The sequence below is a fragment of the Streptomyces sp. NBC_00289 genome (genome assembly GCF_041435115.1).
Classification (GTDB): Bacteria; Actinomycetota; Actinomycetes; order Streptomycetales; family Streptomycetaceae; genus Streptomyces.
This window is the reverse complement of sequence record NZ_CP108046.1, coordinates 3,993,476-4,010,061: the sequence shown is the minus strand read 5'-3', so window position 1 is coordinate 4,010,061 and position 16,586 is coordinate 3,993,476. Positions and strand designations below refer to the sequence as shown.

Annotated in this window: 14 protein-coding genes; 5 read left to right on the top strand and 9 right to left on the bottom strand. The window is 71.1% G+C overall.

Annotation, left to right across the window (positions count from 1 at the left end):
- Positions 1 to 126: 126 nt before the first annotated feature.
- Positions 127 to 1,503, top strand: coding sequence for an AI-2E family transporter (locus OG985_RS18110; protein WP_371669388.1), 1,377 nt, complete (start codon positions 127 to 129; stop codon positions 1,501 to 1,503).
- Positions 1,504 to 1,708: 205 nt separating this feature from the next.
- On the opposite strand, the gene OG985_RS18105 is transcribed toward OG985_RS18110, so the two are convergent.
- The gene (locus OG985_RS18105; protein ID WP_371669387.1) at positions 1,709 to 2,242 is read right to left on the bottom strand and encodes an alkyl hydroperoxide reductase; all 534 of its coding nucleotides are present in this window, start codon (positions 2,240 to 2,242) and stop codon (positions 1,709 to 1,711) included.
- 308 nt (positions 2,243 to 2,550) lie between these two features.
- Here OG985_RS18105 and OG985_RS18100 point away from each other — a divergent pair, with 308 nt between their 5' ends.
- The 3 genes from OG985_RS18100 to OG985_RS18090 are packed head-to-tail and all read left to right on the top strand — an operon-like array spanning position 2,551 to position 4,273.
- Positions 2,551 to 3,411, top strand: coding sequence for a MarR family transcriptional regulator (locus tag OG985_RS18100; RefSeq protein ID WP_371669386.1), 861 nt, complete (start codon positions 2,551 to 2,553; stop codon positions 3,409 to 3,411).
- A 42-nt stretch (positions 3,412 to 3,453) separates the two neighbouring features.
- Complete coding sequence (locus OG985_RS18095; protein WP_371669385.1) at positions 3,454 to 3,840, top strand: roadblock/LC7 domain-containing protein; 387 nt, start codon at positions 3,454 to 3,456, stop codon at positions 3,838 to 3,840.
- A 4-nt stretch (positions 3,841 to 3,844) separates the two neighbouring features.
- Positions 3,845 to 4,273, top strand: a complete 429-nt coding sequence (locus OG985_RS18090) for a hypothetical protein (protein ID WP_371669384.1) — start codon at positions 3,845 to 3,847, stop codon at positions 4,271 to 4,273.
- Positions 4,274 to 4,325: 52 nt separating this feature from the next.
- Here the strand turns inward: OG985_RS18090 and OG985_RS18085 are convergent, their stop codons facing one another.
- From OG985_RS18085 to OG985_RS18065, 5 genes are all read right to left on the bottom strand, one after another.
- Complete coding sequence (locus tag OG985_RS18085; protein ID WP_371669383.1) at positions 4,326 to 6,662, bottom strand: ABC transporter permease; 2,337 nt, start codon at positions 6,660 to 6,662, stop codon at positions 4,326 to 4,328.
- Entirely contained in the window at positions 6,659 to 7,348 is a 690-nt protein-coding gene (locus tag OG985_RS18080) for an ABC transporter ATP-binding protein (protein ID WP_371669382.1), read from the bottom strand. Before OG985_RS18080 ends, OG985_RS18085 begins: the two co-directional genes overlap by 4 nt.
- Positions 7,345 to 7,869, bottom strand: a complete 525-nt coding sequence (locus OG985_RS18075) for a PadR family transcriptional regulator (protein WP_371669381.1) — start codon at positions 7,867 to 7,869, stop codon at positions 7,345 to 7,347. The genes OG985_RS18080 and OG985_RS18075 overlap by 4 nt, the downstream gene beginning before the upstream one ends.
- Positions 7,870 to 8,050: 181 nt before the next feature.
- On the bottom strand, positions 8,051 to 8,284 hold the full coding sequence (locus OG985_RS18070; protein WP_371669380.1) for a hypothetical protein: 234 nt from the start codon (positions 8,282 to 8,284) through the stop codon (positions 8,051 to 8,053).
- Positions 8,281 to 9,216, bottom strand: a complete 936-nt coding sequence (locus tag OG985_RS18065; protein ID WP_371669379.1) for an SPFH domain-containing protein — start codon at positions 9,214 to 9,216, stop codon at positions 8,281 to 8,283. Before OG985_RS18065 ends, OG985_RS18070 begins: the two co-directional genes overlap by 4 nt.
- Positions 9,217 to 9,487: 271 nt before the next feature.
- Between OG985_RS18065 and OG985_RS18060 the strand changes: the two genes are divergently transcribed.
- A complete protein-coding gene (locus tag OG985_RS18060; protein ID WP_371669378.1) occupies positions 9,488 to 11,863 on the top strand; it encodes a transglycosylase domain-containing protein in 2,376 nt (791 codons plus the stop codon).
- A gap of 58 nt (positions 11,864 to 11,921) precedes the next feature.
- On the opposite strand, the gene OG985_RS18055 is transcribed toward OG985_RS18060, so the two are convergent.
- From OG985_RS18055 to OG985_RS18045, 3 genes are all read right to left on the bottom strand, one after another.
- Entirely contained in the window at positions 11,922 to 14,084 is a 2,163-nt protein-coding gene (locus OG985_RS18055; RefSeq protein WP_371669377.1) for a SpoIIE family protein phosphatase, read from the bottom strand.
- A gap of 292 nt (positions 14,085 to 14,376) precedes the next feature.
- Positions 14,377 to 15,069: a DUF402 domain-containing protein gene (locus OG985_RS18050; protein ID WP_371669376.1), complete on the bottom strand. Its 693-nt coding sequence runs from the start codon at positions 15,067 to 15,069 to the stop codon at positions 14,377 to 14,379.
- 72 nt (positions 15,070 to 15,141) lie between these two features.
- Positions 15,142 to 16,527 carry a class II fumarate hydratase gene (locus OG985_RS18045; protein ID WP_371669375.1) on the bottom strand — a complete coding sequence of 462 codons (1,386 nt, stop codon included), beginning with the start codon at positions 16,525 to 16,527 and terminating at the stop codon, positions 15,142 to 15,144.
- Between the last annotated feature and the right edge of the window lie 59 nt (positions 16,528 to 16,586).

Sequence of the window (16,586 nt, the reverse complement as noted above, 5' to 3'; positions counted from 1 at the left end):
GACCCCGGTCCCCGCTCAACCTCGCGAAGCCCCTCCCCGTCCTAGGGGGAGGGGCTTTGGCCATGTACGGTCGACGCGACGACTCCAGGGGGAGTGGTGGGGAGAGACGGGGGAAGAGGACGGATCATGTCGCGAGTGCCAGGGTGGCTCGGCCGGATCGGCGCCGGACTGACCGAGATGGGTGAGAGGTTGGACGAGCGTCGCGCCGAGGCGGAGCGGGACGACGTCGAGGACAAGGCGCCCCCACCCACCGAGGAGGCGGCCCTTCCCGACCATGTGACCGTGGTCGAGGCCCGGCCTGACCCCGCCCAGGCGGTGCCGTGGGGCATGCGCGTCGCGGCCGAGGCCGGCTGGCGGCTGCTGGTGCTGGCGGGCACGCTCTGGGTGCTGATGCGGGTCATCAGCGCCGTGCAACTGGTGGTCTTCGCCTTCGTGGCCGCGCTGCTGATCACGGCGTTGCTGCAGCCGACGGTGGCGCGGCTGCGGCGGCTCGGCTTCCCGCGCAGCCTGGCCACGGTGCTGACCGCGATTCTCGGTTTCGTCGTCATGGGGCTGATCGGCTGGTTCGTGACCTGGCAGGTCGCGGAGAACATCGACAACCTCTCGGACCAGGTCCAGGACGGCATCGACGAACTGCGCAAGTGGCTGCTGAACAGCCCCTTCCACGTCACGGACAAGCAGATCAACGAGATCGCCAAGAACCTGCGCGAGGCGATCGGTTCGAACACGGACGCCATCACGTCGGTGGGCCTGGAAGGCGTGACGGTCGTGGTGGAGGCCCTCACGGGCATCCTCCTGACGATCTTCTCGACCCTCTTCCTGCTCTACGACGGCCGGCGTATCTGGGAGTGGACGCTGAAGCTGGTGCCCGCGGCGGCCCGGCCGGGTGTCGCGGGGGCGGGTCCGCGGGCCTGGCGCACGCTGACGGCGTACGTCCGCGGCACGGTGGTGGTGGCGCTGATCGACGCGATCTTCATCGGTCTGGGCATCTACTTCCTGGACGTCCCGATGGCCGTCCCGCTGGCCGTGTTCATCTTCCTGTTCGCGTTCATCCCGCTGGTCGGCGCGGTGGTCTCGGGTGCGCTGGCGGTGGTGGTGGCCCTGGTCACCCAGGGTGTGTTCACCGCGGTCATGACCCTGGTGGTCGTGCTGGCCGTGCAGCAGATCGAGGGCCACATCCTCCAGCCGTTCATCCTCGGCCGGGCCGTACGGGTGCACCCGCTGGCGGTGGTCCTGTCGGTGGCGGCGGGCGGCATGGTCGCCGGCATCGGCGGCGCGGTGGTGGCGGTGCCCCTGGTCGCCGTGACCAACACGGTGGTGGGCTATCTGCGGACGTACTCGCGGGAGTCGGCGCTCAGGTACTCACCGAAGCCGCACGGCGCCACGGCGGTGGACTCGGCGCCCGCGCAGACGGCCGCCGCCCCGCCACCTGACCCGCAGCCGGCGAAGTCGGCGCAGCTGACGAAGCCGACGGCGCCCGCGCGGCCGCCCGAGCCGTCGTAGACCGTCGCGGTCCGAACCGAACGCAGGGGAGCGGTCCGAAGCGAACGCAGGGGAGCGGTCCGAAGCGAACGCAGGGGAGCGGTCCGAAGCGAACGCAGGGGAGCGGTCCGAAGCGAACGCAGGAGAGCGGGCCGAAGCGGACGCGGGAAGAACAACGGGGTCCCGTCCACCCGCAGGTGGACGGGACCCCTCGGTACGACCCGGGTCACTCCCCCAGAACCGCTTCCGCCTCCAGCGTCGTGCCGACCGCCTGGATCACCGAGGCGATCTTGAAGGCCTCCTGGATCACCTCCCGGCCGATGCCCGCCCTGCGGAGCACGCGCTCGTGGGAGTCGAGGCACAGGCCGCAGCCGTTGACGGCGGACACGGCGAACGACCACAGCTCGAAGTCGACCCTGTCGACGCCGGGGTTGTTGAGGACGTTCATCCGCAGACCGGCCCGCAGCGTGCCGTACTCGGGGTCCGACAGGAGGTGGCGGGTGCGGTGGAAGACGTTGGTCATCGCCATCATGGCGGCCGCGGTCTTGGCGGCCGTGAAGGCCTCCGGCGACAGGTTCGCCCTCGCCTCCGGCGCCAGCTCGCGCAGCGTGATCGGCGAGCGCGCGGCGATCGCGGTCGCCAGCACCGTGCCCCACAGCCGTTGCGCGGGCAGTTCGGAGTCGTCGACGACCGAGGTCAGGTTGCGCCTCAGATCCTTGGCGTAGTCCGGTAGGGCGGACTTCAGGGCATCCAGCGACATCTCGGGTCACGGCCTCCTTCGCGTCACGGTCCTCGCCCTCGGTGCCCAGATCCTGGCACAGCAACCGTGGGCCGCGCTGTGCGAGGCCCCGCGCACGCGGGCCGTACGGGTGCTCGAGAAGGCCGACGAAAAGCTTCCCCGATCGTTCAAATGAGCGCCGAACAAAGCTCTTCGGGTGACCCTGGATTTCAACTTCCGTCAGCCTGCGCCAGGTAACGAGACTTCGCTCGGAATATGCGCGGGGGCTGATACACATTCCCTCCTCAGCGTTACGCGTCAGGCGTATGTGCGATGGGCCAAGGGGAGTGATGTCGGGCATTCGCGATCCCCTCGACCGGATCGGCCAGGACTTGCTGGCGCCGACCCTGATCGCCTGCGGGCGTGAGGGGTTCACCGGGGAACTGCGGGTCTCGGGGGAGCCCGGCGGCACCTTCCATCTGCGCGGTGGTCTCGTGGTCGCGGTCGAGAGTCCCGGCGCGCCGGGGCCCGAGGCGCTGCTGCTGCGCTCCGGCCGGGTCAGCGGCGAGCAGTGGGCCGGTCTGGTCCGGGAGTCCGGCGGCTTGCGCTGGCCCGCGGCCGGGCTGATCACCCACGGGTACGCGGGGGCCGCTCAGCTCAGGGTGGTCTGCGCGATGGCGCTGCACGACGCGGCCTTCGCGATCGTCGCGGGCCGGGTGCGGGACTGCGAACGGCTGCCCGGCGACGAGCCGTTCACGCAGCTCGCCGTGGGTGAACCGGCCGCCCGGGTGCTTCAGGACGCGGCCCGCAAACTGTCCGCCATCCTCGCCCTGCCCCAGCCCGTACGACCGGACCGTGAACGGCCCCTCCCCGCCCCGGCGCCCGTCGGCACGCTCACCGGACTCCGGCAGGAACTGCTCGCCCACGCCGACGGCCGCCGTACCGCCCGAGATCTCGCCTTCCGTACCGGGCGCGGGGTCTACACGGTCACCGTCGAGGTCGCCCGGATGCTCGGCGAGGGACTCCTGGTGTGCGCCCTGGCGCCCCCGCCGATCCCGGTCCGGGCCATTCCCGAGGGCCAGGGCGTGCACCACCGGAAGCCGGAACTCCCGGAGCCGCGTCCGTCCCCGCAGCCCCCGACGACCCCCGCACCGTTGCCCCGCCGGAAACCCGGCGGATTCTTCCGCCTTCGGAACGGAGCTCCGAAATAACCATGCCGATCGGAAACGAACAGGAACAGGGAAGTTGACTGTATGGACCACAAAGCCCTGGCGCGGGAAATGCGCGGTCTGCGGGAGCAGGTCACCGGAATCACCGACACGGCCGTCGCGGCCGCCGACGGACTGCTCATCGCCGCCGACACCGCCGACTCGATCGACCCGGAGGGCCTCGCCGCCCTCGCCGCGGCCGGGCTCGGCCTCGCCCGCCGTACCTCCGAGGCGACCTCGCGCGGTGCCCTGCGCCGGACCGTGGCGTACGGCAGCCACGGGTGCGCCGCCTTCTACGCGGTCGGCGACACCGCGCTGATGGTGGTGCTGGGGGACGAGGGGATGGACGTGGAGCGCCTGCATACGGCGAGTCAGCCGGCCTTGGACCGCATCGACGCGATCCTCACCGAGAAGGCCACGGAAGGAGTGTGAAGGGATGGCGACGAAGCGAATGTCCCCCGGTTTCTCAGATCAGGTGATGGGCCTGGTCAAAGCCCTGCGAGCCGATGCCCCCGACTGCGTGGCCTCGGGCGCGGTCGACATGTCCACCGGCATGCTGCTGTCGTACGAGACCGTCGACAACCATCCGCCGGAGGTCCTGGACCTGTTGGCGGGCGCGACCCTCGACCTGTTCCAGGGCCGTACGGTCGTGATGATCGAGGACGTCTTCAAGGAGCGCCGCGGGGTTGCCAGCGACAACCACTTCTTCCAGGAGATCCTCGTCAACAGCGAGAACCTGACGCATCTGTTCGTGCGGATGAACGACCAGCAGGACGTCGTGGCCGTCGTCGTCTGCCGCAAGTCGGTGAACGTGGGCATGCTCTTCGCCCAGGTGCGGCGCGTGGTCCGGGAGTACAGCCTCTGAGCACGCCGAGGCCCCTCCCTTCCCCGGCGGGGGGAGGGGAGGGGCCGACGGCTCACTCGGTGCGCAGCCCGTCCGGCCGCATCAGCCGCAGCAGCGGCGGCAGGCTGAGCAGCGTCACCAGCAGGACGACGGCGGCGCCGAAGCCGGCCATCGCCAGCACGCTGGCCCAGTCCACGCTCACCGTGGTGGCCGTCATCTTCAGCAGCACCGCCCCCAGCGTCAGCCCGACCGCCCCCGCGAGCAGCAGGCCCAGCGCGACCGGGATCGCCGTCTGCCACAGCACCGAGAGGCTCAGCGTCCGGCGCCGGGTGCCGAAGGCGACCAGCGCCGACAGCAGCTTCTTGCGGTCCCGCAACTGCTCCAGCTGGGAGACCAGCAGGCTCGCGCCGATCAGCGCCAGCACACAGGCGGCGCCGACGAACAGGCCGGTGCGGATGGAGGTGAACCGCTGGGACCGCTCGGTGGCCGACCACGTCGTCGGATCGATCAGCGGGTCGATGCGGGCCGCCGTGTTGCGCACGTACTCGTTGGCGTGCGGGACGACCGGGTCGAGGGAGAGGTAGACCTCCCCGCGCATCGTCGCCATGGCCTTCGCGGACAGGACCCCCGAGGTGATCAGGAGGCCGCCGCGCTCGTTCCCGGTCGGGTCCTCGCGGGGCCGCACCCGCTTCAGGTCCTTCGGCAGCGGCCAGGCGATCTCCGCGTTCCGCTCGGCGTCGCCGGTGTAGGACGGGTCGAAGTACGGCGTCCGGCCGGTCTTCAGCAGCTTCGAGGTGTCCGTGTCGTCCGGGGCGCCCTCGACGACGAAGGCGTCACCCTCGTGGCACGTCGGCAGCGTCGCCACCTCACGCAGGGCCGCGCAGTCGCCCACGGTGACCGAGGCGGACAGTTCGGGGTCCTTGCGCCGGTCGCCCAGGGAGCCCTCGGACAGCGCCACCACCCGTCGAACGCCCTTGGTCTCGCCCATGTCCCCGGCCACCTTCGCCATGGACACCCCGCTGGGCACCGACACCTGCATCTGTGCCCGGGTCAGGTTGTTCGAGCTCGCCTTCGTGTAGTCCGACTCCACTCCGGCGAACAGCATCTGCAGCGCGATCGCGCCGGCCACCGCCACGGCGATGCCGTTGACCATGCGGGCCGCCGTGCCGCTGCTCAACTGGAGCCTGCGGACGGCCAGTTGCCAGGCCAGGCCGCCCGCGCCCAGCCGGGCGACCACCGCCTCGACGGCCCAGGGCAGCAGCGCGGTGACGCCGACCAGCAGGAGCAGGACGCCGCCGGTCACCAGGTACTCGTTGAACGCCCCGTCGTCGCGGCCCTGCCCGAACATCGGGTAGAGCATCGCGAGCCCGGCCACCGGCAGCAGCAGCCGCCACCACAGCCGGCGCCGCGCCGGCCTCGCCGTACGCACCACGCCGAGCGGTTCGATGACCACACCGCGCAGCGCGAACAGGGTGACCAGCACCGCCGCTGCGGGGACGGTGACCGCGACCAGCGCGGCCAGGGCGGGCGAGGGGTTGAGGTAGCTCGGGAACACGCTGACCCCGAACGCCTGGAGGGAGCCCGCGATCTCACGGCCGATCAGGAAGAACACCGTGCCGAAGAGCAGGCCGAGCGCCGCGCCCGCGGCCGCCTCGCCGGCCGCGATCCGCCGGACCATCCGGCTGTCGGAGCCGACCAGCCGCAGCGCCGCCAGCCGCCGGTCGCGCCGCTCGCCGCCGAAACGCACGGCCGCGGCGATGAACACGCCGACCGGCATCAGCAGCACCACGAACACCACCAGGATGAGCAGGACCAGTACCGGGTCGGTGCTCTGCGGGCTGGGGTTCGGGTTGCCGAACTCGCTGATGCGGGCCACGTTGGGCGGGTCGATCCGGCTCGCGAGGTCTGCGGCGCCCGCGTAGTAGGCGAGCTCCTGCGAGCCGATCAGGCCGCGCTCCCCGATGGTCCCGGTGATCCGGTACGGCAGTCGCTGCCGCAGCAGTTCGCCGGCGTCGGAGGCGAGCAGCTCCTTCAGCGCCGGGGAGACGACCATGTCGCCCGGCGCGGGGAACGTGCCGAGCCCGGGCGGCAGCGGTGCCCGCGACCCCTCGGGTTGGAGCAGCCGGCCGCGGACGTCCTCCTCCCCGTACGTCGTGTCCACGTCGGAGACGACGAGGGTGTTGTCGGCCGCGGGTCTCGGGGTGAAGTCCCACGTGTAGTCCAGCCGCGCCTCCTCCCGCTGGGCGCGCACGTCCAGCGCGCTGGGGAGCGCGGTGGTGAGCAGCAGCAGCGCCACCCCCAGGCCCACCCCGACGGCGGTGAGCAGCGCCCTGACCCAACCCTCGCGTCCGCCGCTGAAGGCGAACCGGACCCCCATGGCCAGATCCCTGGACCACTGCCCTGTCGTCATACGACGCGCTCCATGTCCCGGGACTTCCCGTCCCGTACGACGATCTCGCGGTCGGAGTAGGCGGCCACCCGGGCCTCGTGCGTGACGAGCACGACGGCCGCGTTGGCCGAGCGGGCGGCCTCGGTGAGCAGCTCCATCACCCGCTCGCCGTTGAGGGAGTCGAGGGCGCCGGTGGGCTCGTCGGCGAAGACCACACGCGGGTCGGTGACCAGCGCCCGCGCCACGGCGACCCGCTGCCCCTGGCCGCCGGACACCTCGCCGGGCCGCTTGACCCGCAGGTCGTCGACCTCGAGCCGCTCCATCCAGGTGAGGGCGGCGCGCTCGGCCTCCTTCCGGGAGGTCCCGTTGAGCCGCAGCGGCAGCGCCACGTTCTCCACGCAGGTGAGTTCGGGCACGAGCTGGCCGAACTGGAAGACGAACCCGAACTCCGAGCGCCTGAGCGCGCTGCGCTGGGTGTCGCTCATCGTCGCCATCTCGCGGCCGTCGTAGTTGATCGAGCCGGAGTCGGGCGGCACGATGCCGGCGAGACAGTGCAGCAGCGTCGACTTGCCGGACCCGGAGGGGCCCATCACGGCGACGACCTCGCCGGGGTGGATGGAGAACTCGGCGCCGTCGAGGGCGACGGTGGGGCCGTAGGCCTTGCGCAGGCCGTCGGCCGCGAGCAGGGAACCAGCCGGATGTGTCATGGGGCCACCGCCTCGGCGAGCTTGTCGAGACGGGCCGCGGTGAGCTCCAGCCAGCGCAGGTCGGCCTCGAGATGGAACAGGGCATGGTCGCAGATCAGCTGGTCCGCCAGATCGCCCTTGCGTTTGCGGTCGGTGAGGATCCGCATCATCCGCAGGTGCTCGGCGCGCTGGGTGTCGAGGATGTCGGCCGCGTCACGCCGGGTGAGCAGGGCGAGGACGACCTTGGTGTAGAGCGTGGACTGGAGGTACGGCTCGGGCTTCTCCGGCGTCGCGAGCCACCGCTGTACGTCGGTGATCCCGGCCTCGGTGATCGCGTACCGCTTCCGCTCCGGGCCGCCGCCGGCCTCGATGCCGTCGACTTCGACGAGCCCGTGCTTCAGCAGCCGGGACATCGTCGAGTAGACCTGGCCGTAGTGCAGCGGCCGGTCGTGACCGAACGTCTCGTCGAAGGCCCGCTTCAGGTCGTAACCGTGGCGGGGCCCGGACTCCAGGAGTCCCAGGAGGGTGTGACCGATGGACATGCGAGCACTGTACACAGCGTGTATACGCGGCATGTATACGTGGAGTGCGCGGATCATGGCGGGGTGTACGGGCGCGCAGGTGAGGCGCCATTGTCACGGTTCTGCTACACGCCGGCTGTCCGGCGACCGGCCCGGCCTGTCCAGCGGCCCCAGCTGTCCGACGACCGGTCGGCGACCGGCCTCAGCTGTTCGGCGGTCGCCCGCGGCGGGGCTGCGGGCCGGCCTCGCCGGGCAGCCGGCCCGCCTCCTTCAGCGCCCGGCGCAACAGGAACTCGATCTGCGCGTTCGCCGACCGCAGCTCGTCCCCGGCCCAGCGCGCGAGCGCCTCGTGCACCAGCGGGTCCAGCCGCAGCAGCACCTGCTTGCGCTGCTGCGGCCGACGCTGCGGGGCTTCGCCCTCGGGGGTGTCCGTCACTGGTAGAGGGTCCCGGTGTTGAGGACCGGCTGCGGTGCCCGGTCGCCGCACAGCACCACCATCAGGTTCGACACCATCGCCGCCTTGCGTTCGCTGTCCAGCTCCACGATGCCCCGCTCGGCGATCCGGGCGAGCGCCGCCTCGACCATCCCCACCGCTCCGTCCACGATCTCCCGCCGGGCCGCCACGACCGCTCCGGCCTGCTGTCGCTGGAGCATCGCCGAGGCGATCTCGGGAGCGTACGCGAGATGCGTGAACCGCGACTCGATGATCTGCACGCCGGCCGCCTCCACGCGCGCGTGCAGTTCGACGGCGAGCTTCTCGGTGATCTCCTCGGCGTTGCCGCGCAGCGAGAGTCCGTTCTCGTCGTGCGCGTCGTAGGGGTACTCGATCGCGATGTGCCGTACGGCCGCCTCGGTCTGGGTGGCGACGAACTCCAGGAAGTCGTCCACCTCGAAGGTGGCCTGGGCGGTGTCCTCGACCCTCCACACCACGACCGCGGCGAGCTCGATCGGGTTGCCGTAGGCGTCGTTGACCTTGAGGACGGCGGTCTCGTGGTTGCGGACGCGGGTCGAGACCTTCGTCCGCGAGGTGAAGGGGTTCACCCAGCGCAGGCCGTCCTCGCGGATCGTCCCCCGGTACCGGCCGAAGAGCTGGACGACCCGTGCCTCGCCCGGCGCCACCGTGTTCAGTCCGCACATCGCGAGGAACGCGGCGATGCCGATCAGGACGCCGACGACGATCAGCGCGGCCTTGGCGCCCGAGCCGGTCACGGCCGTCGCGGCGACGATCATCCCGGCGCCGAGCAGCAGTCCGACCAGCCCGAGCAGCAGCGCGAGCCCGCCGCCGATGCTGTGCGCGGTGAACTCCCGCACGCGGGGCGCGGGCATCTCGGGTACGTCCGCGGTGGTCTGGGAAGCGTGTGTGGACATGGAGGTCCCCCCGTTTCGTCGGTGCGGAGCCGCTGCCGTCGAGGCATAGCTCCGGTCTAGCTAAGTGATATCACTTTAACGTGATACCGCCCCTTCCGGGCAACCCTCGGCCGCTGTCGTTCGTCGGTTCCGTTGACATGGGTGCTGATTCTCACCCCCGCGAAAGACCGGATCTCGGGCCCTTTGTCATAGACAGCGGTGTTAGCTTTCTGAGCTGACCTGGGCCACGAACGTGCGTGACTGCCGAGTAGGAAGCGGAGCGAAGCGACTCATGGGGCGAGCGGAAGAGAGACGAGCGCGGCAGCGCGGTGGTCGCCGCGCGGCGCCGAGGAGCCGCTCGTCGCAGGCGGTCATGGAAGCCGAGCCGACCGTCGTCGGCCAGGGCCGGGCGGCGGCCAGGAAGAGCGCCAAGGCGGGGCGGGGCGGTAAGACGGGCAAAGGCGACAAGAGCCTGATACGCAGGATGTTCACCTGGAAGAAGATCCTGGGGACCTTCTTCGGCCTGTGCCTGCTCGGCATCGGCGCCTTCGTCGTGCTGTACATGATGATCGGCATCCCCGCCGGAAACGCCGACGCCAAGCTCCAGAGCAACGTCTACAAGTACAGCGACGGCACGACCCTGACCCGGGACGGCGACGTCAACCGCGAGGTCGTGGCCCTCTCGCAGATCCCCAAGGGTGTCCAGCGGACCTTCGTCGCCGCCGAGAACAAGACCTTCTACAACGACGCCGGCATCGACCTCAAGGGCACCGCGCGCGGCATGCTCAACACGCTGTCCGGCAAGGGCGCGCAGGGCGGCTCGACGATCACCCAGCAGTACGTCAAGAACTACTACCTGACCCAGGACCAGACCGTCACGCGCAAGCTGAAGGAAATGGTCATCTCGCTCAAGCTGGACCGCGAGAAGTCCAAGGACTACATCCTCGCCGGCTACATCAACACCAGCTACTACGGCCGCGGTTGCTACGGCATCCAGGCCGCCGCCCAGTGCTACTACCGGCGCGACGCCGGCAAGCTCACCGTGGCGCAGGGCGCCTACCTCGCCGCGCTGCTCCAGGCGCCGAGCCAGTACGACTGGGCCGTCGCCACCGACACCGGCAAGAAGCTGGTCAAGGCGCGCTGGAACTACGTCCTCGACAACATGGTCGGGCAGGGCTGGCTGGACAAGTCCGAGCGGGACGGCTTGAAGTTCCCGGTGCCCAAGGGCCCCAAGCCCTCGGCCGGCAAGAAGGGCCAGATCGGCTACCTGGTGGACGCGGCGAACAACTCGCTGGAGAAGCAGCTCATCGCCCAGGGCAGCGCCGAGGACGCCAAGCAGGCCGAGGCGATGGTCGAGGCCGGCGGCTGGACCATCACGCTCAACATCGACAAGGAGAAGCAGGCGGCGCTGGAGAGGTCGGTCAAGGACCAGCTGACCAGCAAGCTGGACAAGAAGAAGCGCAAGGTCGACGGGGACGTGCAGCCCGGGGCCGTCTCGGTCGACCCGAAGACGGGCGCGGTCGTCGCGATGTACGGCGGCGTGGACTACCTGAAGCACTTCACGAACAACGCCACCCGCCGCGACTACCAGCCGGCCTCCACCTTCAAGCCGGTCATCCTCGCCGCCGCCCTCGACGAGGGCGCCGAGACGCAGGACGGCAAGGAGATCACGGCCAACACGATCTACGACGGCACGAGCAAGCGCCCCGTCAAGGGCAGCGACATCGCCTTCGCCCCGGAGAACGAGGACGACCAGAACTACGGGGACGTCACCGTCCAGACGGCCATGAACAAGTCCATCAACTCCGTCTTCGCGCAACTGGGCGTCGACGTCGGCATGGACAACGTGCTCAAGGTCGCGGGCGACCTGGGCATGGACACCTCCGGGTTGAAGGCGGTGCCCGCGCAGACCCTGGGCACCATGGGCGCGAGCCCCCTGGAGATGGCAGGCGTCTACGCGACCCTCGACAACCACGGCAAGAAGGTCACGCCGACGATCATCAAGTCGGTGCAGAACAGCAGCCGCAAGGTCCAGCTCCCGAATCCCATCGGGGAGCAGGTCGTCAGCCGCGAGGCCGCCGACTCGGTGACCTCGGTGCTCACCGGCGTGGTCGACGACGGTACGGCCAGGACCTCCGTCCGGGACAACCCCAAGCGCGACGGGCAGAAGGTCGCGGGCAAGACGGGTACGTCCGACAACAACAAGTCGGCCTGGTTCACCGGCTTCACGCCGAGCCTGGTCACCTCGGTCGGCCTGTTCGGCGAGAGCAACAAGTCCCACGCCCAGGTGCCCCTGACCGGCGCGACCGGCCTCATCCCGAGCCCCGGCCGCATCAACGGCGGCGGCTACCCGGCGCAGATCTGGGCGACGTACACCTTCGGGGTGCAGACCAAGGTCACCAAGTTCGACCTGAAGACCGACCAGGGCGCGGCGGTGCAGCCGACCCCGACGGCGACGCCCTCGCAGTCGCCGACCTCGTCGCCGTCGCAGAGCCCGCCCTCGAAGTCGCCGACGTCCGAACCCTCGCCCTCGGACACGCCCACCAGCGAGCCGCCGACGTCATCGACGCCGACCGCTCCGGAGACGAGCGAGGAGCCGACGGATCCGGAGACCTCGCCGACGGACGGCGAATCCGAGGATCCACTCGATCCGGACCTCGGACAGTGAGCGCATGAGAAAGGGCGCCCGGCACACGCCGGGCGCCCTTTCTCGTCGCGAGGATTCGCTACGTGCGGTTCACCTCGAACCAGACCACCTTGCCCGTGCTCAACCGGGTCGCGCCCCACCGCCTGGCCAGCTTGTTCACCAGATACAGGCCGCGTCCGCCCTCGTCGGTGGCACGCGCCTGCCGCAGCCGGGGCAGCTGCGGCACGTCGTCGCCGACCTCGCACCGCAGGACGTCGGTGCGCAGCAGCCGCAGCGTGACCGGCCGGGACGCATAGCGCACGGCGTTCGTCACGACCTCGCTGACCAGCAGCTCGACCGAGTCGCTCAGCTCCTCCAGACCCCAGCGGGACAGCGCCCGCCGCACCAGTCGCCGGGCCTGGCCGGGGGCCGCGTCCTCCGGCTCCAGGAACCAGTACGCCACGTCGCTCGGCGCGATCCCGTCGAATCGGGCCGCGAGCAGCGCGATGTCGTCGTCCCGGTCACCCGGACCGAGCATGTCGAGCACCTCGTCGCACAGGGCCTCGAGCGGCGGCGGATGGTCGGGACCGGTCAGCTGCGCGGTCGCGGCCAGCTTCTCCCGCAGCTGCTCTATGCCGGTCCACACATCCCGCAGACGCGATTCGACGAGCCCGTCGGTGTACAGCAGCAACGTCGCCCCGGCGGGCGCGTCCAGCTCCACGGCCTCGAAGTCGACGCCGCCCACACCGATCGGCGCGCCCGGCGGCACCCGCAGCACCTCGGCCCGGCCGCCCAGGTGCAGCAGCACCGGCGGGGGATGGCCGGCGTTGGCGATGGTGATGCGGTGCGACACCGGGTCGTAGACGGCGTAGAGGCAGGTCGCCATGCGGTCGGTGCCCAGCCGCTGCGCCTGCTCGTCGAGGTGGTGCAGGACCTCCTGCGGAGGCAGGTCGAGACCGGCCAGGGTCTGCGCGGTGGTGCGCAGCTGACCCATGATCGCGGCGGAGGTCATGGAGTGCCCCATGACGTCGCCGACCACCAGGGCCACCCGACTGCCGGGCAGCGGGATGGCGTCGTACCAGTCACCGCCGACCCGCGCGGTCTCCGCGGCGGGCAGATAGCGGGACGCCAGCCGTACGCCGGTCGGCCGGGGCAGCGTCTCGGGCAGCATGGTCCGCTGGAGCTCGTCGGCGATGTACGCCTCCCGCCCGTACAGCACGGCCTTGTCGATGCCGAGCGCGCTGTGCGTGGCGAGCTGGGCCGCCACCAGCAGGTCGTCGGCCTCGAAGGGGATGCGCTCCGGACGGCGCAGGAAGAGCGCGGCGCCGATCACCCGGCGCCGGCCGCGCAGCGGGGCGAGGATGGCCCGCTGGCCGCCGGGTACGACGAACTCGTGTCCCTCGCCGAGCAGTTCGGGCAGGGCGGCGCGGGCGGCGGGCGTGTCCGTGAAGACCGGCCGCACACCGCGCAGCACCTCGGCCAGGGCGCTGCCGGTGCGCACCTCGCACAGTTCGGTGCCGATCGAGTCGAGCCCCGAGGCCTCCGGCGGCTCCAGCTGGAGGGCGGTGAACCCGCCGTCGGTGTCCCGCTCCTCCGGGATGCGGTCCGTGCGGCGCAGCCGCAGCACGAGGGGTCCTACCGGCCGCTCGTCGCCGACCGGAAGCGGGTCGCGCAGATAGACCAGGATCGCGTCGGAGAAGGTCGGCACGGTGGCCCGGCACAGCCCCATCACGATCTCGTCGAGGTCGATGCCCCGGGCGATCCGCCGGGTCGCGGCGCCCACGAAGCGCAGCCGGTCCCCGTCCCGCCGCATCGGGGTGGGCTGCCCGGGCGACAGGCCCTGTCCGGTACGGCGCTCCTGGCCGGACCGGTCCACCGGGACGCGGTGCTGCTCGGTGCCAGGCTGGGCGGGGATGCTCTCGGGCGCGGGCCGCGGACGGTGGGTGTCGGGCTCGGCGACGACGGGCTGGGAGTGCTCGGGACCCTCGCCACCGTCCTCGACACCCTTCACGCCGTTGCCCGGCGAAGCGGGGGTGCCGCCCGGCCCGCTGGGCGTGGCGGTGCCGGACGCGGTCGTGCCGGGCCCTGAAGGCGTCTCTCCGGTCCGTGCCTGTGCGGGTAAGGCGTTCGCCCCGGGGCGCGGCGGGGGAGGCGGTGAGGCGGGTGTCGGGGAGTGCGTCGAGGAACGCAGGAGCGCCCCGCGGGGGTCCGCGGGGTCGGCGCCGGCCTGGGGGCGCTCGAAGGAGATGGGATGCTCCGTCACGCGTGTCGAATCCGTCCGTCCGGGGCTGCACGCCGCGCGTGCAGTTCGTCCCGCAGGAATGCCGATACCCGGAATACAAGTCCCCGGAACGGAATTCCCGCGTGGTCAGGGGCTGTTCCTGTGTCACCGGCGGGCTGTTCGCCGCTCGTACCGGCGTTGTCCTCGTACCCCTCGCTCACGTCCTGCCGCCCCTCGGTGACGATCGGTCAAGCCCAACGCATGCGAGGGCAGTTGTCGCAGTGCCTTGCGGAGGACGATCCTACGTTTGTTGCCCGGGGGCGCAGCAAGGGTCTCACGTGGACATGTGCGCGGGCGTGCGGTCCCAGTCCTCCGGCAGGGCCGGAACCGTCCAGGCCGGATCCGGGCGCCAGTGCTGCCAGCCGTCCGAGAACGGCGGGCCCCAGGCGCGGATCACCTCCACCGCGGACCGCCCCGCCTCCCGGACCTGCGCGGCGAGCCGGGCGTCCATCAGACCGTCCCGCTGGGCCTGCGCGAACTCGTCCTCGTCGCGCCAGTGCCAACTGCGGTCCGGGTGAACGGAGATGTCCAGAAAGTGATCCTCGGAGTCCACGCCGCCGTCCCAGCGGGTCAGCGGCTCCTCCAGGTTCACGTACCAGTTCTTGAACTGCCAGCCCGGATCCCAGAACAGCCACACCGACCACGGCTGACCGGGCCGCGCCAGCTTCAGCACCCCCGTGCCGAACCACCGGTCGCGCTGCACCGTCCGAGGCTTGGTGTAGCGCGACTCCAGCGGCTCCAGGTGCACGGGTGTGCCGTCGGCGAGAACCGGGCGGACGCACTCGGTGCCGGCCGCCATCCAGACGGCGAGCACCTCCGCGTCGTCCCGTACGACGGTCACGGGGCGTGCGATGTGGAAGCGCTCGCCGGCGTTCTCCCGGTACCGCCACAGGATCTGACTCCCGGGCTCCCAGTGCGCCGTAGAATCGCCCGCTTCCGCTCGTCTCACCGCTCCACCGTCTGCCATGCAGAGATATTAGGTGCCATGGCCATACGACGCTGCGGCGCGCGTCACGGTTCGCGCCGGGGCGCGAATTGGTTACGGGCGCGTCATCCGCAGGACATCGAGCGCCTCGTCCAGTTGCTCGACGGTCAGGTCCCCGCGCTCCACGTACCCGCTCTCCAGCACGACCTGGCGGATGGTCCGCCGCTCGGCCAGCGCCTTCTTGGCGACCTTCGCGGCCTCCTCGTACCCGATGTACTTGTTGAGCGGAGTGACCACCGAGGGGGAGGACTCGGCGTACTCGCGGGCCCGCTCCCGGTCGGCGACGATGCCGTCGACGGTCCGGTCGGCCAGCAGCCGCGCGACGTTGGCGAGCAGCCGGACGGACTCCAGGACGTTCTTGGCGATGACCGGAAGCATGACGTTGAGCTCGAAGTTGCCGGCCGCCCCCGCCGTGGCGACGGTCGCGTCGTTGCCGATGACCTGCGCGGCGACCATGAGAACGGCCTCGGGGATCACCGGGTTGACCTTGCCCGGCATGATCGACGACCCGGGCTGCAGGTCCGGCAGGCTGATCTCGGCGAGCCCGGTCCGCGGCCCGGAGGCCATCCACCGCAGGTCGTTGGAGATCTTCGTCAGCGAGACGGCGATGGTCCGCAGCTGCCCGCTGGTCTCCACGATGCCGTCCCGCGCGCCCTGGGCCTCGAAGTGGTCGCGGGCCTCGGTCAGGGGCAGCCCGGTGACGCGGGCGACCTCCTCGATGACGGCGGCGGAGAACCCGGGAGGCGTGTTGATGCCCGTCCCGACGGCGGTGCCGCCGAGCGGCAGTTCGGCGAGCCGGGGCAGCGAGGCGTTCAGCCGTTCGACGCCGTACCGGACCTGGGCCGCGTACCCCCCGAACTCCTGGCCCAGGGTGACGGGCGTGGCGTCCATGAGGTGGGTCCGGCCCGACTTGACGACGTCGGCGAACTCCTCGGACTTGCGTTCCAGCGAGGCCGCCAGGTGCTCCAGGGCGGGGACCAGGTCACGGGTGACGGCGGCGGTGGCCGCGATGTGGATCGAGGACGGGAAGACGTCGTTGGACGACTGGGAGGCGTTGACGTGGTCGTTGGGGTGCACGTCCCGGCCCAGCCGCTCGGTGGCGAGGGTGGCGAGCACTTCGTTGGTGTTCATGTTGGACGAGGTGCCGGAGCCGGTCTGGAACACGTCGACCGGGAACTGCTCGTCCCACCGCCCCTCCGCGACCTCGGCGGCCGCCTCCTGGATCGCCTCGGCGATGTCCTTGTCGAGGACCCCGAGTCGCGCGTTCACCCTCGCGGCGGCCCCCTTGATCCGGGCCAGCGCCTCGATGTGCGCCCGCTCGATCCGCTGGCCCGAGATGGGGAAGTTCTCGACCGCGCGCTGGGTCTGGGCCCGCCACTTGGCGTCGGCGGGGACGCGCACCTCACCCATGGAGTCGTGCTCGATCCGGTATTCGCTCATGTCCTGTACAGCGGTCGGGAGGGCCGGCTTGTTCCGGGGCTGGGCCGTCCGGACGCCAC

Bases quoted from the DNA above. Each gene is read 5' to 3' on its own strand.
- OG985_RS18080 (WP_371669382.1), bottom strand. From the start codon at position 7,348: ATGACACATCCGGCTGGTTCCCTGCTCGCGGCCGACGGCCTGCGCAAG.
- OG985_RS18075 (WP_371669381.1), bottom strand. From the start codon at position 7,869: ATGTCCATCGGTCACACCCTCCTGGGACTCCTGGAGTCCGGGCCCCGC.
- OG985_RS18090 (WP_371669384.1), top strand. From the start codon at position 3,845: ATGGCGACGAAGCGAATGTCCCCCGGTTTCTCAGATCAGGTGATGGGC.
- OG985_RS18105 (WP_371669387.1), bottom strand. From the start codon at position 2,242: ATGTCGCTGGATGCCCTGAAGTCCGCCCTACCGGACTACGCCAAGGAT.
- OG985_RS18045 (WP_371669375.1), bottom strand. From the start codon at position 16,527: ATGAGCGAATACCGGATCGAGCACGACTCCATGGGTGAGGTGCGCGTC.
- OG985_RS18060 (WP_371669378.1), top strand. From the start codon at position 9,488: ATGGGGCGAGCGGAAGAGAGACGAGCGCGGCAGCGCGGTGGTCGCCGC.
- OG985_RS18095 (WP_371669385.1), top strand. From the start codon at position 3,454: ATGGACCACAAAGCCCTGGCGCGGGAAATGCGCGGTCTGCGGGAGCAG.
- OG985_RS18100 (WP_371669386.1), top strand. From the start codon at position 2,551: ATGTCGGGCATTCGCGATCCCCTCGACCGGATCGGCCAGGACTTGCTG.
- OG985_RS18110 (WP_371669388.1), top strand. From the start codon at position 127: ATGTCGCGAGTGCCAGGGTGGCTCGGCCGGATCGGCGCCGGACTGACC.
- OG985_RS18085 (WP_371669383.1), bottom strand. From the start codon at position 6,662: ATGACGACAGGGCAGTGGTCCAGGGATCTGGCCATGGGGGTCCGGTTC.
- OG985_RS18065 (WP_371669379.1), bottom strand. From the start codon at position 9,216: ATGTCCACACACGCTTCCCAGACCACCGCGGACGTACCCGAGATGCCC.
- OG985_RS18050 (WP_371669376.1), bottom strand. From the start codon at position 15,069: ATGGCAGACGGTGGAGCGGTGAGACGAGCGGAAGCGGGCGATTCTACG.